Source organism: Nostoc sp. (assembly GCF_036917315.1).
GTDB lineage: Bacteria > Cyanobacteriota > Cyanobacteriia > Cyanobacteriales > Nostocaceae > Nostoc.
Genome location: NZ_JBALDR010000008.1, coordinates 1 through 19848, shown reverse-complemented (window position 1 = coordinate 19848; position 19848 = coordinate 1). Strand labels below are relative to the sequence as shown.

Genomic DNA, 19848 nt, shown 5'->3' with positions numbered 1-19848 from the left:
CTGTAACCTATACCCTGTAACCTTCCCACTCCTCTAACCGTTCATTTCCTGCACAAAATTTGTATAGACGTTACCCTGTAAAAACTGTGGAGTTTCCATAATTTTTTGATGAAACCCAATGGTGGTAGGTAGTCCAGTGATGGCACATTCTCTCAGTGCGCGTTTCATCCGGTTAATCGCAGTGGGCCGGTCTGGCGCCCAAACAATTAACTTGCCGATCAAGGAATCGTAGTAGGGCGGGATTTGGTAATCTGTGTAAACGTGGGAATCAATCCGCACACCAGGCCCTCCGGGGGGCAGATAGCTACTGATCCGTCCAGGAGAAGGGCGAAAGTCATGGTCGGGATCTTCGGCGTTGATTCGGCATTCGATCGCATGACCTCGTAATACTACTTGCTCTTGGGTCAGCTTGAGTCTTTCACCTTGAGCAATGCGGATTTGTTCGGCAACCAAGTCAATCCCAGTAATCATCTCTGTTACAGGATGTTCTACTTGAATCCGGGTGTTCATTTCCATAAAGTAGAATTTACCGGATCTATCCAAGAGAAACTCAATAGTACCAGCCCCACTGTAGTTAATGAATTGGGCAGCTTTGACAGCAGCTTGTCCCATTTTCTCACGTAGGTCTTGGTCGAGAGCCGGACTAGGAGCTTCTTCTAACAGCTTTTGATTCCGGCGCTGAATTGAACAATCCCGTTCACCCAAGTGGATGACATTACCGTAGTTATCCGCCAAAATTTGAAATTCGATGTGGCGGGGACGTTCAATAAATTTTTCTATGTAAACGCCAGAATTCCCAAAAGCTGCTCCTGCTTCGCCTTGGGCTGCGAGAAAAAGTTTCACAAATTCGTCTTCAGAACGAACTAGGCGCATACCCCGTCCACCGCCACCTGCTGTAGCTTTGATCATCACTGGATAGCCGATATCCTTGGCGAATCCTAATCCTTCTTGCTCGGATTCTACCAATCCCTCAGTACCTGGTACTGTCGGTACGCCAGCTTTTTGCATGGTTTCTTTGGCAGTGGATTTATCGCCCATCCGTCTCATAGCTTCTGGAGTTGGGCCGATAAAAGCAATATGATGGTCGGCACAGATTTCCGCAAACCGGGCATTTTCTGCCAAAAAACCATAACCTGGATGAATGGCAGTAGCATTGCGCGTCAGTGCAGCAGCAATAATATTGGGAATATTCAAATAACTTTTACTGCTAGCGGGTTCACCAATGCAAACCGCTTCATCAGCAAGTTGGACGTGCAGAGCATTACGGTCAACGGTGGAGTGAACCGCAACTGTGGCAATTCCCATTTCTTCACAGGCGCGGAGAATGCGAAGGGCGATTTCTCCCCGATTGGCAATTAATATTTTGTCAAACTTCATTTTTTAGTTTCGATATCATTACCAGTAGATTGACATTTTCTCCGATCCAACTTGAAACAACGCTTCCGCATTATTTCAAATTATTGCAGGAGATTCGCCACCCTGATCCTAAGCAAACTTGCATATTACGGGCTTGCTGCCTCTACGGGTCTTACTACACTAACAACATTGCTGCTGTAAGTCTTGGCTAGACTAACAAGCTGGGCTTTTGCATAGGCGTAGCCCGTCGTAGACATCGCCTACCGAGACGGATACGCGATCGCACCCCGCCAAACACACAAAATAGCTCTACCCTTTTCAATATCACTTGTACAGCTGCTAAATTTCTGTCAGTCTGATACCGCCTTGAGAAAATTTATATTTTTGAGCAACTGAATTTAGATATCACCTTACTATAATTATTTTCTTATGCTATAGTCTATTCTTAGAGAAACCATGCGGATGTGGCGGAATTGGTATACGCGCACGCTTGAGGTGCGTGTGGCTTTGCCTTGGGAGTTCGAGTCTCCCCATCCGCATTTTTGCTTGTTTAAGCATAGGGTCAATAGTCATAGGTCAAAAAACCTTAGACTATTGACCCTTAAATATTAAGTTTGTAGTGAAGACTTTAGTCCTTTTCGGAACCACTCAGTGCTTACTACATATTAAGCATTGCCTTGTCAAAGTACTAGTTTTTTATGCTTTTATAGAAATAGGTGAAGTTTTGTAAAAAGCATTGACTATTTCTTTTCCGCCGACAAACAACCTAACATCGCCACCAGCTTGGCATCGCCTCACTCCGATTTGGCAAGGAGGGGAGGAAATAATTCAACAAAGTTTACCTCACACTCAGCTAGCACCTGCATGGCAGCTAATGCTTTTGGGTGACGGCTCTCCAACACGTCACTTAGAATTGCTCACAGGTGAGCCTGTAGAAGTAGATGTTATTGATATGTCATTGATTGGCATCGACTTGGATGGTGCTCCTGAGTTAATCCAAGCTGTCCCAGAACCGCGATTACGACGACAAGTATGGCTGCGTACCGCTTCTGGTCAAAGATTAGCCTATGCTACTTCGTGGTGGGAAGCCAGTCATGTCGATGAGTATTTGCAAAACCGTTCATTACCAATTTGGGCAAGTTTAGCTCGTCTTCGCACAGAATTGTATCGGGATGTTCGAGGAATTTACTACGGTGACTCATTGGCATTAGAATCCGGTTTTGGTGTAACTGGGCCTTTTTGGGGTCGCCACTACTTGTTTTGGCATCATGGGCAACCACTGACATTAATTTATGAAGTTTTTTCACCTTATTTGACCAAATATTTGGGGGCTATGCAATTAAATTCCAAAAATCAGTAATAAGCCATGATGTAGGCCGATCGCTATCGAGTAAAACTAAGTAGCTGAAATCATGCAATGAAATTATCAAAGGAACGTTGAATTATTGTTGCAGCGATCGCTTCTGGTAGTAGTGCCGTTAAACTAATGAGTTTTCGGTGATGGTTTGCCGTTGTTTAGCGATCGCATCCTCTTTAAAATAGAGTCATTCCCCAAGATCAACTATGATTCAACTCAAAACCCAACTCACCCTCAAAGAATTTATCGCACTTCCTGAAGGTGATATCACCAAACCAAACGCGATACTGATAGTTTAGAAGATTCATTATTTGAAGGGCTACAAATTACACCTCAACAAATCTTCCAACAAGCAATAATTTCTTACTGATGTTAGCAAGAAAGACACGAGGAAAGGTTTAATGAATACTGTTGTGCTAAATCTAGAACCGATTGCTCATTTAACCGATGAGCAATTTTATCAATTGTGTATTGCCAATCGTGATGTCAGCCTGGAAATGAACGCATCTGGAGAATTAATAATTGTGCCACCAGTAGGAGGAGAAAGCGGAAATCAAGAAGCAGATTTAATTACAGACTTAAATAATTGGAATCGTCAAGCTAAATTAGGGAAAGTTTTTAGTTCTTCAACTATCTTTATACTTCCCAACGGTGCAAAACGTTCTCCTGATGCTGCTTGGGTAAAATTGGAGCGGTGGGAAGCTTTAACACCAGAACAACGAAAAAAATTTCCGCCACTTGTACCCGACTTTGTGATTGAACTGCGTTCGGACACAGATCGCCTTGCACCAATTCAAGAGAAAATGCAGGAATACATTCAAAATGGTCTGCGCTTGGGTTGGCTGATTAATCCTCAAGATCGCCAAGTTGAAATTTACCGACTTTTAAAAGCTGTAGAAGTTGTACAAATGCCAGCGATTGTTTCTGGAGAAGATATACTACCTGGATTTGAGTTGCAAGTATAGGCGGGCGATCGCTACCGAGCAAAGACAAGTAGCTCAAATTGGCTTGCAGCTTTGTCCAGTTAGTTATATCTATCTGTACGTTCGCTTATTTTGAGATGGCAAGAGGCATTAATGCCTTGAGAGGAAAGCAATAGTGGGACTTAGACAAAAAATACCCAAAAAAGAGTTTCAAACCTATGTAAAGAAAGTCTTTGACATCGTTTTGCTTAGTTACTTGATATATCTGGCTTTGGGCTGTTTTTGAGTATTTGGTGTATTTTCCTTACCCTACATGGGTTTAAGGCTTGTTTCTGCCTCCAAAGTGTTTAAGTCCCGATAGGACGATTTTCCAACCAAATTACATAAAAATAGAGTTCTTAGAGCGGGGTAATACTTTAAGGAGAATAGAGAGAAATCGCTAAAACCATTACAATACCTAGAGTTTTCTGATTGTATATAATTTCTGTAACTCCGAAAAAAATGTTATATTCTCTGAATTGCTTGGAATAACAGATTTACTTGTGGAAACTTTCCGACAGAGGAATTAATCTCAGGGAAACGTCCTACTAAATTCAACAAAGCGTGTTAAAAATGGTAACTGAGCCAAAAACATAGCTTTTAAAAGACTACGGAAAGTTGATTATCAAAGTACCATCAACATCTAGGGTAGAAAAATTTAATATAATTAACTGCTCTAAAGAATGGGTAATACTGTTGGTGTACTTGACTAATCAAGCAAGTAATAAGTTTGCAAGTATAAGGTACAGGTTTCAATGGCACCGCCTCTTGTGTCTGTTCAGATGAAGAAAAATAAGAAACCGTCTCTGGTGCTGACGCTCTCGGCTGCTGGGTTATTGATTGGTGCGGGGAGTGTGGCCTACTGGTTGTTAGCCCAGAGACAAATATCTTCTAGCGATTTGCTAGTAGGTGCAAATATTATTCCTGGTGATGCTCTGTTTGCGGTTTCCTTAACAACAGATCCCCAGCAGTGGCAGAAATTGCGGCAGTTTGGGACAAAAGAAACCCAAACAGAACTGGACAAAAATTTAGTCCAGTTACGCGATCGCTTTCTCACTAATAATGGTTACGACTTCCAAAAAGATATCGCTCCTTGGGTAGGCGATGACGTGACGATCGCAATTCTTGCCCCAACAACAGGGAATAAACCTGCACCCAAACCAGTTACCACCAATGAAAATACTGCTAGCGATCAGCAGTCGATGGTAATGGTATTGCCAGTAAAAAATCCAGAAATCGCCAAAAGCATTTTGGCACAACCCAAAACTCTTAAACAAGGCAAATGGAGCGATCGTACTTATCAAGGGATCGCCATTAAACAAAGTGAGGGACAAGCAGGGCAAAACTTCTCGGCTGCATTACTAGATGGGCGCTTTTTAGTCATAACTGATAGTCCTAAAGCCACAGAACGAGCGATTGATGCTTATAAAAATAAAACATCCCTAGCCACAACAGGAGGCTTTAGTGAGAATTTCCCGAAAATTGCCAATTACCAACCCTTTGGACAATTTTATATCAATGTGCCAACAGCAGCGAAAATAGCTGCGGCTTCTCCAAACCGTCCTTTACCTGCTCAAGTTTTAGCTCAACTGCAAAATAACCAAGGTTTAGCCGGGACAATAACCTTAGAGTCAGAAGGAATCCGCTTTAAGGGCGTTTCTTGGTTAAATCCTAATAGTCAACGTGTGCTGGTGGTGGAAAACAAAGCTGGGAAAATGCAAAGCCGCATACCAGCGGAAACCTTAATGATGCTTACTGGCGGTAACTTACAGAGGTTGTGGAGAGACTATGTTTTAACATCTCAGGGAAATCCTTTATCACCGATCGCACCAGAACAGATTAGAGGTGGAATAAAATCCCTTACCGATCTTGATTTAGAGAAGGATTTGCTTAGTTGGATGAAAGGGGAGTTTTCGTTATCAGTAATTCCTGCCACTCCAAAAGAAGGTTCACCAAATGATTTTCGTGCTGGTTTGCTGTTCATGGTACAGACAAAGGATGCCTACAGCGGGCAAAGCTTACGCAAATCAGCGGAAGCATCCATCAGTCAGCTGGATGAAGTGATGAAAAATCAATACCAGTTTCAAGTGCAACCGGGGAAAGTTGCAGGTCAATCCGTTGTTAACTGGGTATCACCTTATGGTACGTTAACTGCTACTCACGGTTGGTTAGATGGAGATGTCGCCTTTTTGATAGTGGGCGCTCCGATCGCGGATAAAATTGTTCCCAAACCTAACTACACACTAGCTAGCACTCTTCCCTTCCAACAAACAGTTCCTACAGAACCCAATCCGACAAATGGTCAATTTTTCCTGGATGTGGAACGAACTGTGAAAAATTTCCCTTTACCAACTCTAATTCCCAATCAACAAACTTTGCTAGATGCAACGCGCTCAATTGGGATGACATCTGCTGTCAGCGACAATCGCAGTAACCGTTACGATATTTTTATCGAACTTAAAAAAGTTACTAACGCTACTACATTACCTAGTCCAGAAGGGAGTAAGAGTAACTCTGTTAGATAGGGAGTGGGCAGGGGAGCAGGGGAGCAGGGGAGCAGGGGAGCAGAGGAGCAGAGGAGAAGTTACAGTAAGTTTTTCCCCTCTGCACCTCTGCCTCTTGTGCCCAATCCCCAATGCCCCATTCCCGATTCCCCTCTTAACATATAGGATCAAAACAGTCAGAATCGATATTTTAAATCATCCACGGAGAGAACACTTTATGAATTTGGTTGTACTCCAGAACTGGCTGGACAATGCGTCCTTTGCCATATTATTCCTGACAATGCTGGTGTATTGGGGAGGAGCGGCTTTTCCGAATCTGCCTTATCTAGCCGCTTTGGGGACAGCTGGAATGGCGATCGCAAATTTGGGCATTGCGACTCTATTAGGGGCACGATGGATCGAAGCTGGTTACTTTCCCTTAAGTAATCTCTATGAATCCCTGTTTTTCTTAACTTGGGGAATTACCGCCGTCCATCTGATTGCTGAAAATAGTAGCCGTAGCCGCTTAGTAGGAGTTGCGACAGCTCCGGTGGCAATGGCTATTACTGCTTTTGCTACTATGACACTACCATCCCAGATGCAAGCGTCAGAACCGCTAGTACCTGCCTTGAAGTCAAATTGGCTGATGATGCACGTCAGCGTCATGATGTTGAGTTATTCTGCTTTGATGGTGGGTTCGTTATTAGCGATCGCTTTCTTAATTGTCACTCGCGGTCAAAATATCCAACTACAAGGCAGTTCTGTTGGGACTGGTGGCTATCGCAGCAACGGCTACCGCTTGCACAAAGCATCTGAACTAATTTCTCAATCACCAGATCCTGCTGTCGAAAATAACGGTTTTGCCCGTTTTGAAACTAGTAGCAACGGCAACGGTAACGGCAATACTGCTGTTTTGAATTTAGTAACTACCCCTGAATCTCAAGTCGTTGCATCTGCTGAACCTCTTTCACCCCAGCGCCTTAGCCTTGCCGAAACCCTCGACAACATCAGCTATCGCATCATTGGATTAGGATTTCCCCTACTGACAATTGGCATCATTGCCGGTGGCGTTTGGGCTAACGAAGCCTGGGGTTCTTACTGGAGTTGGGACCCGAAAGAAACTTGGGCATTAATCACCTGGTTAGTATTCGCCGCCTACCTTCACGCCAGAATTACTCGCGGTTGGCAAGGGCGCAGTCCGGCAATTTTAGCCTCTGCCGGCTTGCTTGTTGTTTGGGTTTGCTATCTCGGTGTGAATCTTTTGGGTAAAGGTTTGCATTCTTACGGTTGGTTTTTCTAAGAACCTCACTAAGACAGTACTGAGTGTTGAGTATTTTACTTTTACTCATAACTCAGCACTTAGTAATATCTCGCGTAAAACGATGGTGAGTTAAGTGTTTAAGTTGAAACGCAGAGGGGTGAAGAGTTTTTCTTCGCCCCTTTCTTTGTGCAATACATAAATTATTACGCTAATAACCAATAACCAATGACCAATGACCAATGACTAAATTATCATTTTATTTCGGATGAACTGTTATATCTCTGGAAAATATAAATTGATTAACAGGAGATTTTTATGGAAGATGGATTCGAGATACTAAACCATGATGAAGTTGTGTCTATAGAACCGGACACTTTTAATAAATTAAATATTGCTAAAACTTTTAAAGTCCGCGATTTGATTACAGCAATTAAGGAATATGTTGGAGCAGAAGAAACAGATGAAGTAAATTTGTATACCCAAGGATTAAATTGTGAAGTTTTACAATTTAGTACTTTGGGATGGAAAAAAGGGAAAGTTAGACTTGCTTTAGAATTTTGTCCCGATGAATCTGAGTCACCACTTGATGAAATTTTTCAAAAACTCAAACAAGTGGAAAACTAATACCCAATGAGCAAAAGATCCCCGAATTCTTAAATAAGTCGGGGTTCTAAATCTCTCGATGTTTGCAAATAAAATTAGGATGTGCTGAATTGCTATCAAAATTCATTAATAAAATAAAGATGTACTAATAACAGAGGAAGAGTAAACCCATCATGCTAAAGTACGATCCATTAGCTTGTTTACCTTCATCTGAGGAGCTACCTGACTCTGACGATGCCCCTGTGGATCAATGAATTACAAGATTTGATTCCCGGTTTACTTAAAGTGCTTCTAGCAATGGCTTGGCCAGAACGCATGGATTGGTTTTTTGGCGTAGATATGGGTATTTATTATGACCCAGACTTACCGCCAATAGTACCAGATGGATTTTTGAGTCTGGGAGTTGAGCGATTTTATGATGAAAACCTCCGCCCCAGTTATGTGCTTTGGGAAGAAAAGAAACTACCGATATTAGCGTTGGAAGTGGTATCTCAAAACTACCGTGGCGAATACTCAACGAAGAAAGCAGAGTATGCAAAACTAGAGATTTTGTATTATGTAGTTTACAATCCATTTCGTAGGCGTAAGCCACGGTTGGAAGTATACAAATTAATTAATAGTAGTTACACTGCATTAGAAGATGGTAGTCCTGTTTGGCTACCAGAGATTGGTTTAGGAATTGGCATGGAAAGGGGAACTTATCTAGGCATTCCCCACGAGTGGTTGTATTGGTACGATCGGCAAGGGCAAAGGCTTTTAACACCACAAGAACAAGCACAACTTGCCCAACAACGCGCCCAATTGCTAGCGGAACGGTTACGATCGCTCGGCATAGACCCTGATTCTATCACCTGAATTCCTGTCAAAGCTTATCAACGAAGCTCCGAGGTTCATTAACGAAGCTCTGAGGTTCACGAATGAAGCTCTGAGGTTCATCAACGAAGCTCCGAAGTTCATCAACGAAGCTCCGAGGTTCACGAATGAAGCTCAAAGGTTCATCAACGAAGTTCTGAGGTTCACGAATGAAGCTCAAAGGTTCATCAACGAAGCTCTGAGGTTCATTAATGGAGTTCAAAGACTCATTCACGAATATAAAAGGCTCGTCCGCGAGTATAAAAGACTCGTTCACGAGTATAAAAGACTTATTACAGCAGTTTTCATTTACTGAAATTACAGTCTTGTCTTCTTCTTTGCGCCTCTGTGCCTACCCTGCGGGAACGCCTAAAGGCGAATGCGTGAGACAAAAATCTTTCAGTAATTACGAATTACGAATTACGAATTACGAATTACCCTATCAAGACTTACACTCACACTTTCAGCATTCGGTGACTTCAATCGCTGCAAAATCTCTAAAGCTGGTTGCAAATAGGATATCGCTTTGGTGTATTCACCCTGCTGTTCTGCCAAATGTCCTAAGCACCACAGAGTTATTGCTTTGCCTTGGACATCTCCAATGCGTTCTTCTATTTCCAAAGACTGATTGAAAAGTGCGATCGCTTCATCCACATCCCCTTTGTTGGCGTAGATACCTGCTAGTTGGTGCAACGTCACCGCTTTGCCTTGGACATTACCAATGCGTTCTTTTATTTCCAAAGACTGCTTGAAAAGTAAGATCGCTTCATCGACTTCCCCTTCGTTAGCGTACATACCTGCTAGATTGTGCAATGTCGCCGCTTTCCCTAGAACATTACCAATGCGTTCATTTATTTCTAAAGACTGGTTATAGAATGCGATCGCTTCATTTACTTCCCCTTTGTCGGCGTAGATAATTCCCAGTTGGTGCAACGTTGCCGCTTTCCCTAGAACATTACCAATGCGTTCATTTATTTCTAAAGACTGGTTGTAGAATGTGATCGCTTTATCCACTTCTCCTTTTTCGGCGTAGAGAATTCCCAGTTGGTGCAACGTCGCCGCTTTGCCTTGGACATTACCAATGCGTTCAGTTATTTTCAAAGACTGATTGAAAAGTGCAATCACTTCATCCACTTCCCCTTTGTTAGCGTAGATACGTCCCAGTTCATACAACGTCACTGCATTGCCTTGGACATCACCAATGCGTTCCGTTATTTCCAAAGACTGATTATAGAGTGCGATCGCTTTGTCCCATTCTCCTAAATCATGATACGTGTAACCTAGTTGGTGGATAATACTGGCTTTAATTCCTGCTAAATTTTCATCTTCTTCAGTTAACTTTAAAGCTTTGAGTAAAAAATCTTCTGCTTTTTTCGCCTCACCAATACTCCTGTAAGCAACCCCTAACTCTTTTGAAATAGTAATGCGAGTGCGTACATCAGTTGATTTTTCCATTAGCAAGCGCTCAAGTAAATCAATCCGCTCTTGCCTTTCTGGTAAATCTAAACTTCCTAATATTCTCTCCGACTGAATAGTTTTTTCAATAGCCAACTCTTGAGTAGACTCGACTGTTTTGAAATAAAATACTCCTTTTCTCCATGCCCAAAAATCTGGAGCATACTTTGCCAAACGTGTTAGGGCATGATCTGGCAGAAATATTAGTATAGGGTGAGGAACAGTATTAGTAAAAGCGTCTCGGACAAAGTTCAAGTCTTGCAGTACAGGGGGATATTCCCCAGACAAGCCAATAGACTTTTCTAAACCGATAACAATTAAAACCAATTTTTTATCTGGTTCTAAATGAGTTTCTTTTAAATCACGAATAATCTCATCCCTTAAAAAATGCAAATTAGGATCGGCAAAATTGAGAATTTCAAACTGAATCTCACGACATTGAGGATGATTCTTGAGGATTTCAATTAAAGTATTTCTATCTTCTGCAAAGTTAACAGCAACGAACCCAATCGTTAACTGAGTGTCAGCAAAGTCAATAAAGGTTAACAGTTCTGCTAATGACTGCTGATTTATTTGCACAAAAGTTTCTTTTTCTAAATTCAACTCAGAGGTTGTTCGTGGCTGATTTGACTGCTTCTTGAAAAGCATGGATTTGCCTCACAACTGGATTAACATAATTCCAGCGATTTTTGCCGTTGTACTCAAAAACCCAAAGACTGAACAGCATTAACCTGCCGATTTCATCTTTAGAAACATCTTTGTTGACATATACCGCAGCCAAAGCAGAATAGTATTCTGTTGATATACTCCGCTCAAAATTAAACTGCTCTTGCTTAATCGCATAAGTGATATCATCCGCAGTAACTTTCTCGCGATCGCGAGTTGCTGCTGTAATAAATGCTTTTGATGCTATTTGCATCAATTGACGGATGTGGCCGCCGCTTGCTTTGGCTAAATCTACCAATAGCTGACGCGATTCAAACACTGCGTCTACTTCAACTCTTTGTTCAATTAAACTTGTAATTGCTGTTATACCATCATCATTATAATCTAGCTCGTTTTTGTCTTGTTCAAACTCATATATGTTGACCATCGGCACAATATTGGGTGTGTCGAAGGTATTAGCCAAATTATTTTCAGAATAGACTATAGAAATTGGCGCTGTATAGATAATCGTACAATGTAGACTTTGTAATTGAAATGCGTAATCACAAAATAAGTGTTTAGCTACATTTGGAGGCACTCTATCTAAGTTATCAAAAATAATTAAAAATCCTTTTTCATATTCAGGATATTTTGATTTAAGCTTGACAAAGGCATCACCCAGTAAAAGATTTATATCTGCTTGTAAACGACCAATATCTTTTTGTAAATTCTGACGAACTGTCTTTCTTTGTTTGTCAGCGCCTTTAATTTGAGCCTGGATTTTACCCAACAGCTTTGAAAGAAAGGGAATTTTTATTCCTGCTTCTGCCTCAGCACCGATACTTACCGATCTTTCAACTGTTTGTTCAGTTTCTTGAGTAATTTCTTTAAACCAAGACTCAAAATTATTTAAAAGTTGGACATCAAAATTTAATCCCGATGTGTATAAGACATCAGCAACTTTTTTAATAATTACCAAATATAAATCTGTGTATTCTGCGTCTAATATATCTAGTTCAGCGTCGGCTTCTATATAAATAACCTTATATTGAGATTCCCATTCTTGCTGAATCTTCCTTAATTCTGTACTTTTACCGCATCCCCGATGTCCAGTAAATAGAAGGCTACAAAATTCTGCTGGTTCCAGAAAATCTAAGCGTTTTTTAACAGTATTAATTGCCTCTGTCTTACGAACCTTTGATAAATCAACATAATAACGTTCAATATCTCTATTACTCACTAAAGGAGCTACATCACAAACACGAAAAGCAGCTTTGAGGGTATTAGCACGATTAGCAGGTAAGGAACTCATCAGGTGTTATTTATATGAATAATTTATGTATGCATATTTTACAGCACCGGAATCTTAAAGCTTCTTGGCGTTAGAGAACTTTTAGGAATCACTGGCGCTCAACCAAGAGTATTGAAGTGGTAGTATGTTCAAGAATACCTGGCGCTAAATTACCAACAGAATTGTATAATGTCTCTTGCTCCTTGGCGAGGTGCGATCGCTCATGCACTCCATCACAACCGCAGCCTTGTTTATGCCCGTTACCTGCAATTGGCAACAGTACAGGCAAACGGTCGCCCCGCTAATCGTACCCTAGTCTTTCGCGGCTTTCTAGAAGATACAAACCAGCTAAAATTTATCACCGATAATCGTAGCGCCAAAGCCGACCAGATACAGCAACAACCTTGGGCAGAAATTTGCTGGTACTTTCCCAATACACGAGAACAATTCCGCATTGCTGGCTGTTTGACCCTGGTAAGCGGTGATGATTCCGATCGGGATCTACAGCCAGCAAGGATCGCAATGTGGCAAGAATTGAGTGATGCGGCGCGTTTACAGTTTGCTTGGCCGCATCCTGGAAAACTCAGAGTTGAAAACCCAGAAGCTTTTGCACCACCAGCACCCGAACCCATGCAGCCAGTGCCTAATTTTTGTTTACTGCTACTCGATCCGGTGCAGGTAGATCGCTTAGAATTACGCGGTGAACCACAAAATCGATGTCTTTATCACCGTAACGATCGGCAAGAGTGGTCTAGCCAAGCGATTAATCCTTAAAAATTGGAATAGAGACGCGATTAATTGCGTCTCTACAGGAATTAGGAGTTGGAAACTGCAAACCTGCATTTATGATTTTTATTCCTCACTCCTCACTCTTCACTTCTCACTCTTTTAAATGCCAGCACCATCTAGAAATTCCTGGATAGTCTTATCCTTGAGGTTGCACCAGCGAGTATCGTGGATTAGTTCATCCTCTTTAGTTGCTAAACCACCCACTAAAACAGGAGTTTTTTCTGAAGAATTGGTGCGCTGAAGAGTTTGTATTTGTTCTTCCAACGCTTCAATCCGGTCTACTAAAGCACGAATTACTTGAGCTTCTGAATCTGGTAAGTTATTGTGTTCAAGAGGTGAAACCCGAACTCCAGAACGATACATAATGCGCCCAGGCACACCTACCACAGTACAGTCTGAAGGCACATCTCTTAAAACAACAGAACCAGCACCAATACGGACATTATTGCCAATTTGGATATTGCCCAGTACCTTCGCTCCCGCTCCGACTACGACGTTTTCACCCACAGTAGGATGGCGCTTACCACATTCTTTACCAGTACCCCCAAGGGTGACACCTTGATAAATTAGAGCATAGTCTCCCACGATCGCAGTTTCACCAATTACTACACCCATCCCGTGGTCAATAAACACACTTTGCCCAATTGTTGCACCAGGGTGGATTTCAATTCCAGTCAAAAACCGAGCCAAGTGAGAAATCAGGCGCGGAATAAAGGGAAGACCAACACTATACAGCCAGTGAGCCAGCCTATGGAATAACAAGGCTTGCAAACCAGGGTAACAAAATAAAACTTCCAACCAGTTACGGGCAGCTGGGTCACGTTCAAATATGATACGAAAGTCAGCACGCAGTATAGATAGCACGAGATAGCACCCTCGGAAAGCACAACAAGCTACTCTCCCATATTATCCTCTCATGTGTTACACCTAAAAATTGGGAATGGGGATTGGGTATAAGAGGCAGAGGGGCAGGGGGAAGGGTGCAGAGGAGAAGAATTTTCCCCCTGCTCCCCACTCTCTAATTCACTGCTGCTCCACGTTGAGAGTATAATCCCGCTTGACTCCAGGATTAAATGTACCTACCCAAATCCGATAGGTGCCCCTTTTCCAGTCGCGATCGCTAACACTAGCATCTTTACTTTTGCCAGTATCATCGCCGCAACGAATTGTTGTTTTATCTGGGCCTTGGATGATTAAAGTGGTGTCGTTGTTGTTGCTATCAACTTGTATTGTTAGCTGGGAAAAGTCTTTTTCCAAAACCATAATGTGATCTGGTTGGGGATCGGCAAAGCCAATACAGGCTTTTTGATCGCGATCGCGGTTACTTATGGCAGACAATGAGTAAGAACCACCTGTAAATCCCTGCACTGTTCCTTGTGCTGGATTAAAGTTTGTTGATAAATTGAAAGTGCCAAAGTTTGCTGTCTGTGCGATTGCAGGGGTAGCGGTGATGGCGGTAAGTATAGCTAACAGCCAACCGCCGCGAAACTGAAGTCGGGGGCAACAGTATTTCATAGTAGCCCTCCAACAGGCTTTTAAATTAGTGATGATATATACATATTCTAGTGAAAAAATTCCAGTGAAATTTCAGTTGGTTGTGCCACATTAAAATGTGCCACAGTTGATGTTTTAGAAAGTAGACAGCTAATTGCTAGGTTCTTTCTGGATCTCGACAGCAGCACAAAATCGCATCCAAGTGGGGAATTTTGGCAATCAAACTATTAGCTAGCAAAAATTACATAAAGCCTACGTAAATATGATGAAATAAGAAAGCACAAAAGGTAAAGGTAAAAGAATTTTTACCTTTACTTTTTGCACCTAAGCTTCTATGAAAATCTCACGAATTATGGAGCTTGAAGAAAACACCACCTTTGAGCGATCGCGTGTCAGTTCCATAATTACTAACTGTGAGCGATCGCAGGTTGTTAAAAAATGGTTTACCTAAGACTTCCACTAGTTTGAGAATCGGTACTTGACGCTCTAACAAATTCTGGCTCTTTGTCCAGTCAAGATATACATAACCTTGGTTTGGTAGCGGAATTGCAGCGATACTATCTTTGAAATTGGGATTGTCAATTATGGAATTATCCTTGATTGTAAGAATTTCATCCATCGTTTCTAAGTCAGAGGTGAAAATTTCGTAATTTCCTAAAGTTGTATGCAATCCCTGTACTTTTGTTTCAATGCTGAAAGATGTTCCCTCTTTAACATCACTTTTTTTTGTCGCTGTGGTTAACTCTGTCCAAGCGGAGATTTTTTGCTGATCTATAGTCAGGGGATTAATGCTGAGTCCATTTGATGAGGCGATCGCATCTAAACGAGCAACACCTTTTTCCACACCCTCGGATTTTTCTACCACAAAAATCCAATGGGGGTTTGTTTGCTCTTTATCAGGTAACAATCCTATGGCATATTCTCCTTGTACCCAGCTAAAAATATCCTCTGGTAAGTTTATACCCCAGCCTTTTTGAACATCTGCCAAAGGTTTTGCTAACCGAGAAACCACATCTTCCCCAGAACCATATATAGTAGCTGTGGCTTGTCTCCAGAGTTTGGCTAGATCGCTGTCAGCCAAATTACTCAAATTTGAGCCGGAAATTGCTAAACCTGCGGATGCTGGAACATACTGTAATGCTCCCACAGGTTTAGATAACGGTGCAGATGGAGGGACAATTTCCGATGAAGTCAAAAAGGTAGTTTCTGCCAGCAATCCTTTAGGATTTAACAGCAAAGATATAATTTGGCTGTTATAAAGTTGTTCTGGTAACTCTAAGCCTTGCCATTTTGCCACGATGGGAAGATTCAAGAAAGCTACAGCTAATCCCCCTTTGAGCCGTTCTTTGGTAGCTTTTTGGTATTCGGGTGAGCTAGTTAAATTCAAATCGGGCGCTTGGACGTTATTGATAGCATCTCGTAGTACTTTCGGATCGTTGGCAAATAAGACGAAGCCTTCACCGACAACAGCACCAGCAAGCAAGTCTTGTTCTGGTTGAGAATTGTCAGAAATCAGTTTTACACCTTTATATTGTTCAACAGCTAAGGTTGCTCCGGCTAACGCTCGTTTAGAAAACAACAATTCGACAAACTCGCGGCTTTTCTCCGGTTGCTTGGTTGCTAGTGCCAACAAATACCCTGGCTGTTGTCCGTTTTCTGGATCGCGATCAATATCTAAGGTAGCGATCGCTAATGTAATTTCGTCCCCTAACCAGGGTTGAATGTCTTGCTTGTAATCTATGCCACTCTTGGCGAATAAACTGGTTTTGAGTTTAGATAGTTCCTCTTCCCGATCCAACGCCTGCAAACGATCGGGATTTGCCAGTAATGAAACCATTGCAGGGGAAAGTTTCGACACGAATATGGCTGCACCAGGCCCAGAGCTAGAAGCAATGAGGTTAGCCGGACTTTTAGCGAAAAACCAGTAAAAGCCTGCGATCGCCATTACTAGCAGGGCGATCGCTCCAGCGACGATAAAACCGATAAATGAACGTTGCCTATTCACATTAAACCTATTAAAAAAGACGGTTTACAGCCATTTAAGCAGAAAGCCTAGCAGAATTAATCAACCCCCTTGAGAATGGATACTCATGCAAAGGCAGAGATTTTCTGCCACCATAAGTAAGATTAGGACTGTTTATAGGGAATTCTTTTAGTCAACCCATGAACCAAATTAGTGTAGAAGAACTGGCGCAACGTCTTTCTTCTAGTGATGCAAGTATTCAGCTAGTAGATGTGCGTGAACCAGAAGAATTGGAAATTGCTAGCATTGAGGGCTTTGTCAACCTACCTTTAAGTCAATTTGCCGAATGGGGAGATCAAGTACCTACCCTCTTCAATCCCGAAGCCGAAACCTTGGTGTTATGCCACCACGGCATCCGCTCTGCCCAAATGTGCCAGTGGTTGATTGCTCAAGGTTTTACAAATGTGCAAAATATTTCGGGTGGTATTGATGCCTATTCCCAATTAGTAGACCCTTCAATTCCCCAGTATTAGCTTCTGCTCGGATAGATCATTCAGATGGAACTTACTCTTCCATCTGACTTTTGCTATGCTAAAGATAGAAGTACATCAATTTAAAGGCTTGCCGGAGAGCTTGAAATTTGGGCATCAAGTACATCTGCACAAAAATGTTGGATTGCTCTAAATTACAGTTCGGTAGTAGCGCATGAAGAGAATACGTATCTAATAATACTGTTGCAAGCAGAAATTTATGCAAAAGTACGGTTAGAAAAAAGCATCGTAAGGGTACATTATAACTAGCAGCTTTTGCAAAAAAATTGAGCTACTAGTTTAACCCTAATCTTAAAAAATGCTTTGTACATAAACTTTAAAAATACTTATCATAATATAGTTATATAATTTGATACCTTAATAAATTATTAATATTTTCTGTTTTCGATTAAATCTACAAATTTCTTGAGAGTTTGATTAAAATTTGCCTTCAGCAAAACATACCATAATGGAAGTTCACTTAACAAATCGACAACAGCATATACTTTGGGCAACGGTACGTCACTACATTGCTACGGCAGAGCCAGTTGGTTCAAAGGCTTTGGTTGAGGAGTACGACCTGGGTGTAAGCTCGGCGACAATTCGCAATGTAATGGGTGTTTTAGAAAAGTCTGGATTACTCTACCAACCACACGCTTCTGCTGGACGTGTACCTTCAGATTCAGGCTATCGCATTTATGTAGACCAGCTAATTACACCTTCTCTGCGTTCGCGCAGCGTGTCGCAGGGAAGTGGTGCTGAAACTTTAGGGCGAGAAGTAGAGGTAGCACTGCAAAAGCATCTCCAGTGGGAAGATCGGAGTTTAGAAACCTTGCTGCAAGGAGCCGCGCAGATTTTAGCAACCTTGAGTGGTTGCATTAGCTTGATCACTATGCCGCAAACGACTACAGCACTATTGCGACATCTGCAATTAGTACAAATTGAAGCTGGGCGGATCGTGCTGATTGTCGTAACGGATGGTTATGAGACACATTCTAAATTGATGGATTTGTCGCCAACACCAGAAGAAACCCAGCGGGATTCAGAGGTAATCGATCGCGAGTTGCAGATTGTTTCTAACTTTTTGAATAGCCACTTGCGGGGGCGAAGTCTGTTGGAATTAGCCAACCTCAACTGGAGCGAACTAGATCAAGAATTCCAACGCTACGGGGAATTTTTGAAAAACTCAGTTGCCGAATTGACTCGTCGGACTCTTGCACCGACTGCAACCCAAATTATGGTTCGGGGTGTGTCAGAAGTTTTGCGCCAGCCAGAATTTTCCCAGTTACAGCAAGTACAAACAATTATCCACCTGCTGGAAGAAGAACAAGACCAATTGTGGCGATTAATATTTGAAGAACCAGAACCAGAGGATGGTGGAAAACCAAAGGTAACAGTTCGCATTGGCGCAGAAAATCCATTAGAACCGATACGCACCTGCACCTTGATTTCTTCTAACTATCGCCGAGGTTCGATACCCGTAGGAAGTGTGGGAGTTTTGGGGCCAACGCGCCTAGATTATGAAAGTGCGATCGCAGTAGTAGCATCTGCTGCTGATTACCTCTCAGAAGCTTTCAGTTATTTCAATCCTTAAATCGTGTCAGGTGATATTTTAGGGATATAGCTACTACGGGTCTAACCGAATAGACAATATAATAGCAGGCAGATAGCCCAATTTATAGCGGCAAAATCAATAATTAATACTACCAAAATCTTTCATGGTTAGAAAAATTGCCTTTGGCTTGCTGTGGCTGGGATTTGTTGTCTATGCTTTTTTCCTCGCGCCTCCTGAGCAACCTGGTACATTCGAGTTAATTAAAAACCTTTCTATTGGCCAGTGGCAAGGCGTTAACCCGTTAGTCATAGCACTATTCAACCTCATGGGCATCTGGCCTCTTATTTACAGTGCAGTAGTATTTATTGATGGTAGAGGACAAAAAATACCTGCTTGGCTGTTTGCTACTGCCTCTTTCGGAGTTGGTGCTTTTGCCTTGTTGCCGTACTTAGCCTTTAGAGAACCAAATAATCAGTTTGTCGGTAAAAAGAATATCTTGCTCAAATTACTAGATTCTCGTGTAACTGGTTTTGTATTGACAGTAGCCACGGTTGTTCTAGTCACCTACGGTTTAAGAGGTGGAGATTGGGGCAGTTTTGTGCAAGAGTGGCAAACTAACCGCTTCATCCATGTGATGAGTTTAGATTTTTGCTTACTCTCCCTATTATTTCCAACATTACTGGGGGATGATATGGCGCGTCGCGGTTGGAAAAATCCCCAGTTGTTCTGGTTAATAGCCTTGATACCGCTATTCGGCCCATTGGTTTATTTATCTGTGCGTCCACCTTTACAAGAAGTGGGTATAGAGTCCATATCCAAGCAGCCAGCAACGAATTGAACTAGGGATTGGGGACTGGGGACTGGGGATTAGGGAGATTTAGATGGAGATTCAGATCCGCAACCAAATTTTACTCATAAATTTTAATTATACTTTTCTTGCCCAGTCCCCAATCCCCAGTACCCATTTTTCACAATCCAAAATCTAAAGTCCCCGCTTTTTCAAAGGTTTGGGGATTTTCTGTGGGTGCGTAAATCCCAAGAGAAAGTTTTTTCTGAAAGTACTTTACAAAACGCAATAAATTATTTAAGATGTGTAACAGGTAGTCAAACCTACCTAAATTCATCTGCAAATAATCGCATTTATAAAACAATGACAACAACCTTACAACGTCGCGAAAGCGCCAACGTATGGGATCGATTCTGCGAATGGATCACCAGCACCAACAACCGGATCTACATCGGTTGGTTCGGC

Annotated in this window: 15 protein-coding genes, 1 tRNA gene and 2 pseudogenes; 12 read left to right on the top strand and 6 right to left on the bottom strand. The window is 42.0% G+C overall.

The annotated features are described in order from the left end of the window. Positions 1 to 33: 33 nt before the first annotated feature. Entirely contained in the window at positions 34 to 1377 is a 1344-nt protein-coding gene (accC, locus tag V7K84_RS03550) for an acetyl-CoA carboxylase biotin carboxylase subunit (protein ID WP_334836447.1), read from the bottom strand. Between the two features lie 437 nt (positions 1378 to 1814). Between accC and V7K84_RS03545 the strand changes: the two genes are divergently transcribed. The 8 genes and pseudogenes from V7K84_RS03545 to V7K84_RS03510 all read left to right on the top strand — a co-directional run bounded on the left by V7K84_RS03545 (position 1815) and on the right by V7K84_RS03510 (position 8877). Then, positions 1815 to 1895: transfer RNA gene (locus V7K84_RS03545), tRNA-Leu, on the top strand. A gap of 197 nt (positions 1896 to 2092) precedes the next feature. Further along, positions 2093 to 2716: a chorismate lyase gene (locus tag V7K84_RS03540; protein ID WP_334836445.1), complete on the top strand. Its 624-nt coding sequence runs from the start codon at positions 2093 to 2095 to the stop codon at positions 2714 to 2716. A 268-nt stretch (positions 2717 to 2984) separates the two neighbouring features. Then, positions 2985 to 3083 (top strand): annotated as a pseudogene (locus V7K84_RS03535) (Uma2 family endonuclease); the annotation flags it as partial. Positions 3084 to 3114: 31 nt separating this feature from the next. Continuing rightward, entirely contained in the window at positions 3115 to 3678 is a 564-nt protein-coding gene (locus V7K84_RS03530) for a Uma2 family endonuclease (RefSeq protein WP_334836443.1), read from the top strand. A gap of 752 nt (positions 3679 to 4430) precedes the next feature. After that, the gene (locus V7K84_RS03525; RefSeq protein WP_334836441.1) at positions 4431 to 6200 is read left to right on the top strand and encodes a DUF3352 domain-containing protein; all 1770 of its coding nucleotides are present in this window, start codon (positions 4431 to 4433) and stop codon (positions 6198 to 6200) included. Positions 6201 to 6396: 196 nt separating this feature from the next. Then, the gene (ccsB, locus tag V7K84_RS03520) at positions 6397 to 7458 is read left to right on the top strand and encodes a c-type cytochrome biogenesis protein CcsB (RefSeq protein ID WP_334836439.1); all 1062 of its coding nucleotides are present in this window, start codon (positions 6397 to 6399) and stop codon (positions 7456 to 7458) included. Between the two features lie 276 nt (positions 7459 to 7734). After that, complete coding sequence (locus tag V7K84_RS03515) at positions 7735 to 8043, top strand: KGK domain-containing protein (protein WP_322638021.1); 309 nt, start codon at positions 7735 to 7737, stop codon at positions 8041 to 8043. A gap of 152 nt (positions 8044 to 8195) precedes the next feature. Continuing rightward, positions 8196 to 8877 (top strand): annotated as a pseudogene (locus V7K84_RS03510) (Uma2 family endonuclease). A 417-nt stretch (positions 8878 to 9294) separates the two neighbouring features. On the opposite strand, the gene V7K84_RS03505 reads toward V7K84_RS03510, so the two are convergent. Next, positions 9295 to 10977, bottom strand: coding sequence for a tetratricopeptide repeat protein (locus V7K84_RS03505; protein ID WP_334836437.1), 1683 nt, complete (start codon positions 10975 to 10977; stop codon positions 9295 to 9297). Continuing rightward, positions 10934 to 12286 (bottom strand): ATP-binding protein, encoded by a 1353-nt coding sequence (locus tag V7K84_RS03500; RefSeq protein WP_334836435.1) that lies wholly within the window; start codon positions 12284 to 12286, stop codon positions 10934 to 10936. Before V7K84_RS03500 ends, V7K84_RS03505 begins: the two co-directional genes overlap by 44 nt. Positions 12287 to 12454: 168 nt before the next feature. Here V7K84_RS03500 and V7K84_RS03495 point away from each other — a divergent pair, with 168 nt between their 5' ends. Further along, positions 12455 to 13039, top strand: a complete 585-nt coding sequence (locus V7K84_RS03495) for an Npun_F5749 family FMN-dependent PPOX-type flavoprotein (protein ID WP_334836433.1) — start codon at positions 12455 to 12457, stop codon at positions 13037 to 13039. A gap of 114 nt (positions 13040 to 13153) precedes the next feature. Here V7K84_RS03495 and cysE read toward each other — a convergent pair whose 3' ends face one another. From cysE to V7K84_RS03480, 3 genes are all read right to left on the bottom strand, one after another. Further along, positions 13154 to 13918, bottom strand: coding sequence for a serine O-acetyltransferase (cysE, locus tag V7K84_RS03490; protein WP_334836431.1), 765 nt, complete (start codon positions 13916 to 13918; stop codon positions 13154 to 13156). A 159-nt stretch (positions 13919 to 14077) separates the two neighbouring features. After that, positions 14078 to 14569, bottom strand: coding sequence for a hypothetical protein (locus V7K84_RS03485; RefSeq protein WP_334836429.1), 492 nt, complete (start codon positions 14567 to 14569; stop codon positions 14078 to 14080). Between the two features lie 322 nt (positions 14570 to 14891). Continuing rightward, positions 14892 to 16553, bottom strand: a complete 1662-nt coding sequence (locus V7K84_RS03480; RefSeq protein ID WP_334836427.1) for a DUF3352 domain-containing protein — start codon at positions 16551 to 16553, stop codon at positions 14892 to 14894. A gap of 158 nt (positions 16554 to 16711) precedes the next feature. Between V7K84_RS03480 and V7K84_RS03475 the strand changes: the two genes are divergently transcribed. The 3 genes from V7K84_RS03475 (at position 16712) to V7K84_RS03465 (ending at position 19434) form a co-directional block, all read left to right on the top strand. Beyond that, entirely contained in the window at positions 16712 to 17044 is a 333-nt protein-coding gene (locus tag V7K84_RS03475; protein WP_334836424.1) for a rhodanese-like domain-containing protein, read from the top strand. A gap of 466 nt (positions 17045 to 17510) precedes the next feature. Continuing rightward, positions 17511 to 18635 carry a heat-inducible transcriptional repressor HrcA gene (hrcA, locus tag V7K84_RS03470; protein WP_334836422.1) on the top strand — a complete coding sequence of 375 codons (1125 nt, stop codon included), beginning with the start codon at positions 17511 to 17513 and terminating at the stop codon, positions 18633 to 18635. A gap of 124 nt (positions 18636 to 18759) precedes the next feature. Then, positions 18760 to 19434, top strand: a complete 675-nt coding sequence (locus tag V7K84_RS03465) for a DUF2834 domain-containing protein (protein ID WP_334836419.1) — start codon at positions 18760 to 18762, stop codon at positions 19432 to 19434. Positions 19435 to 19848 lie beyond the last annotated feature (414 nt).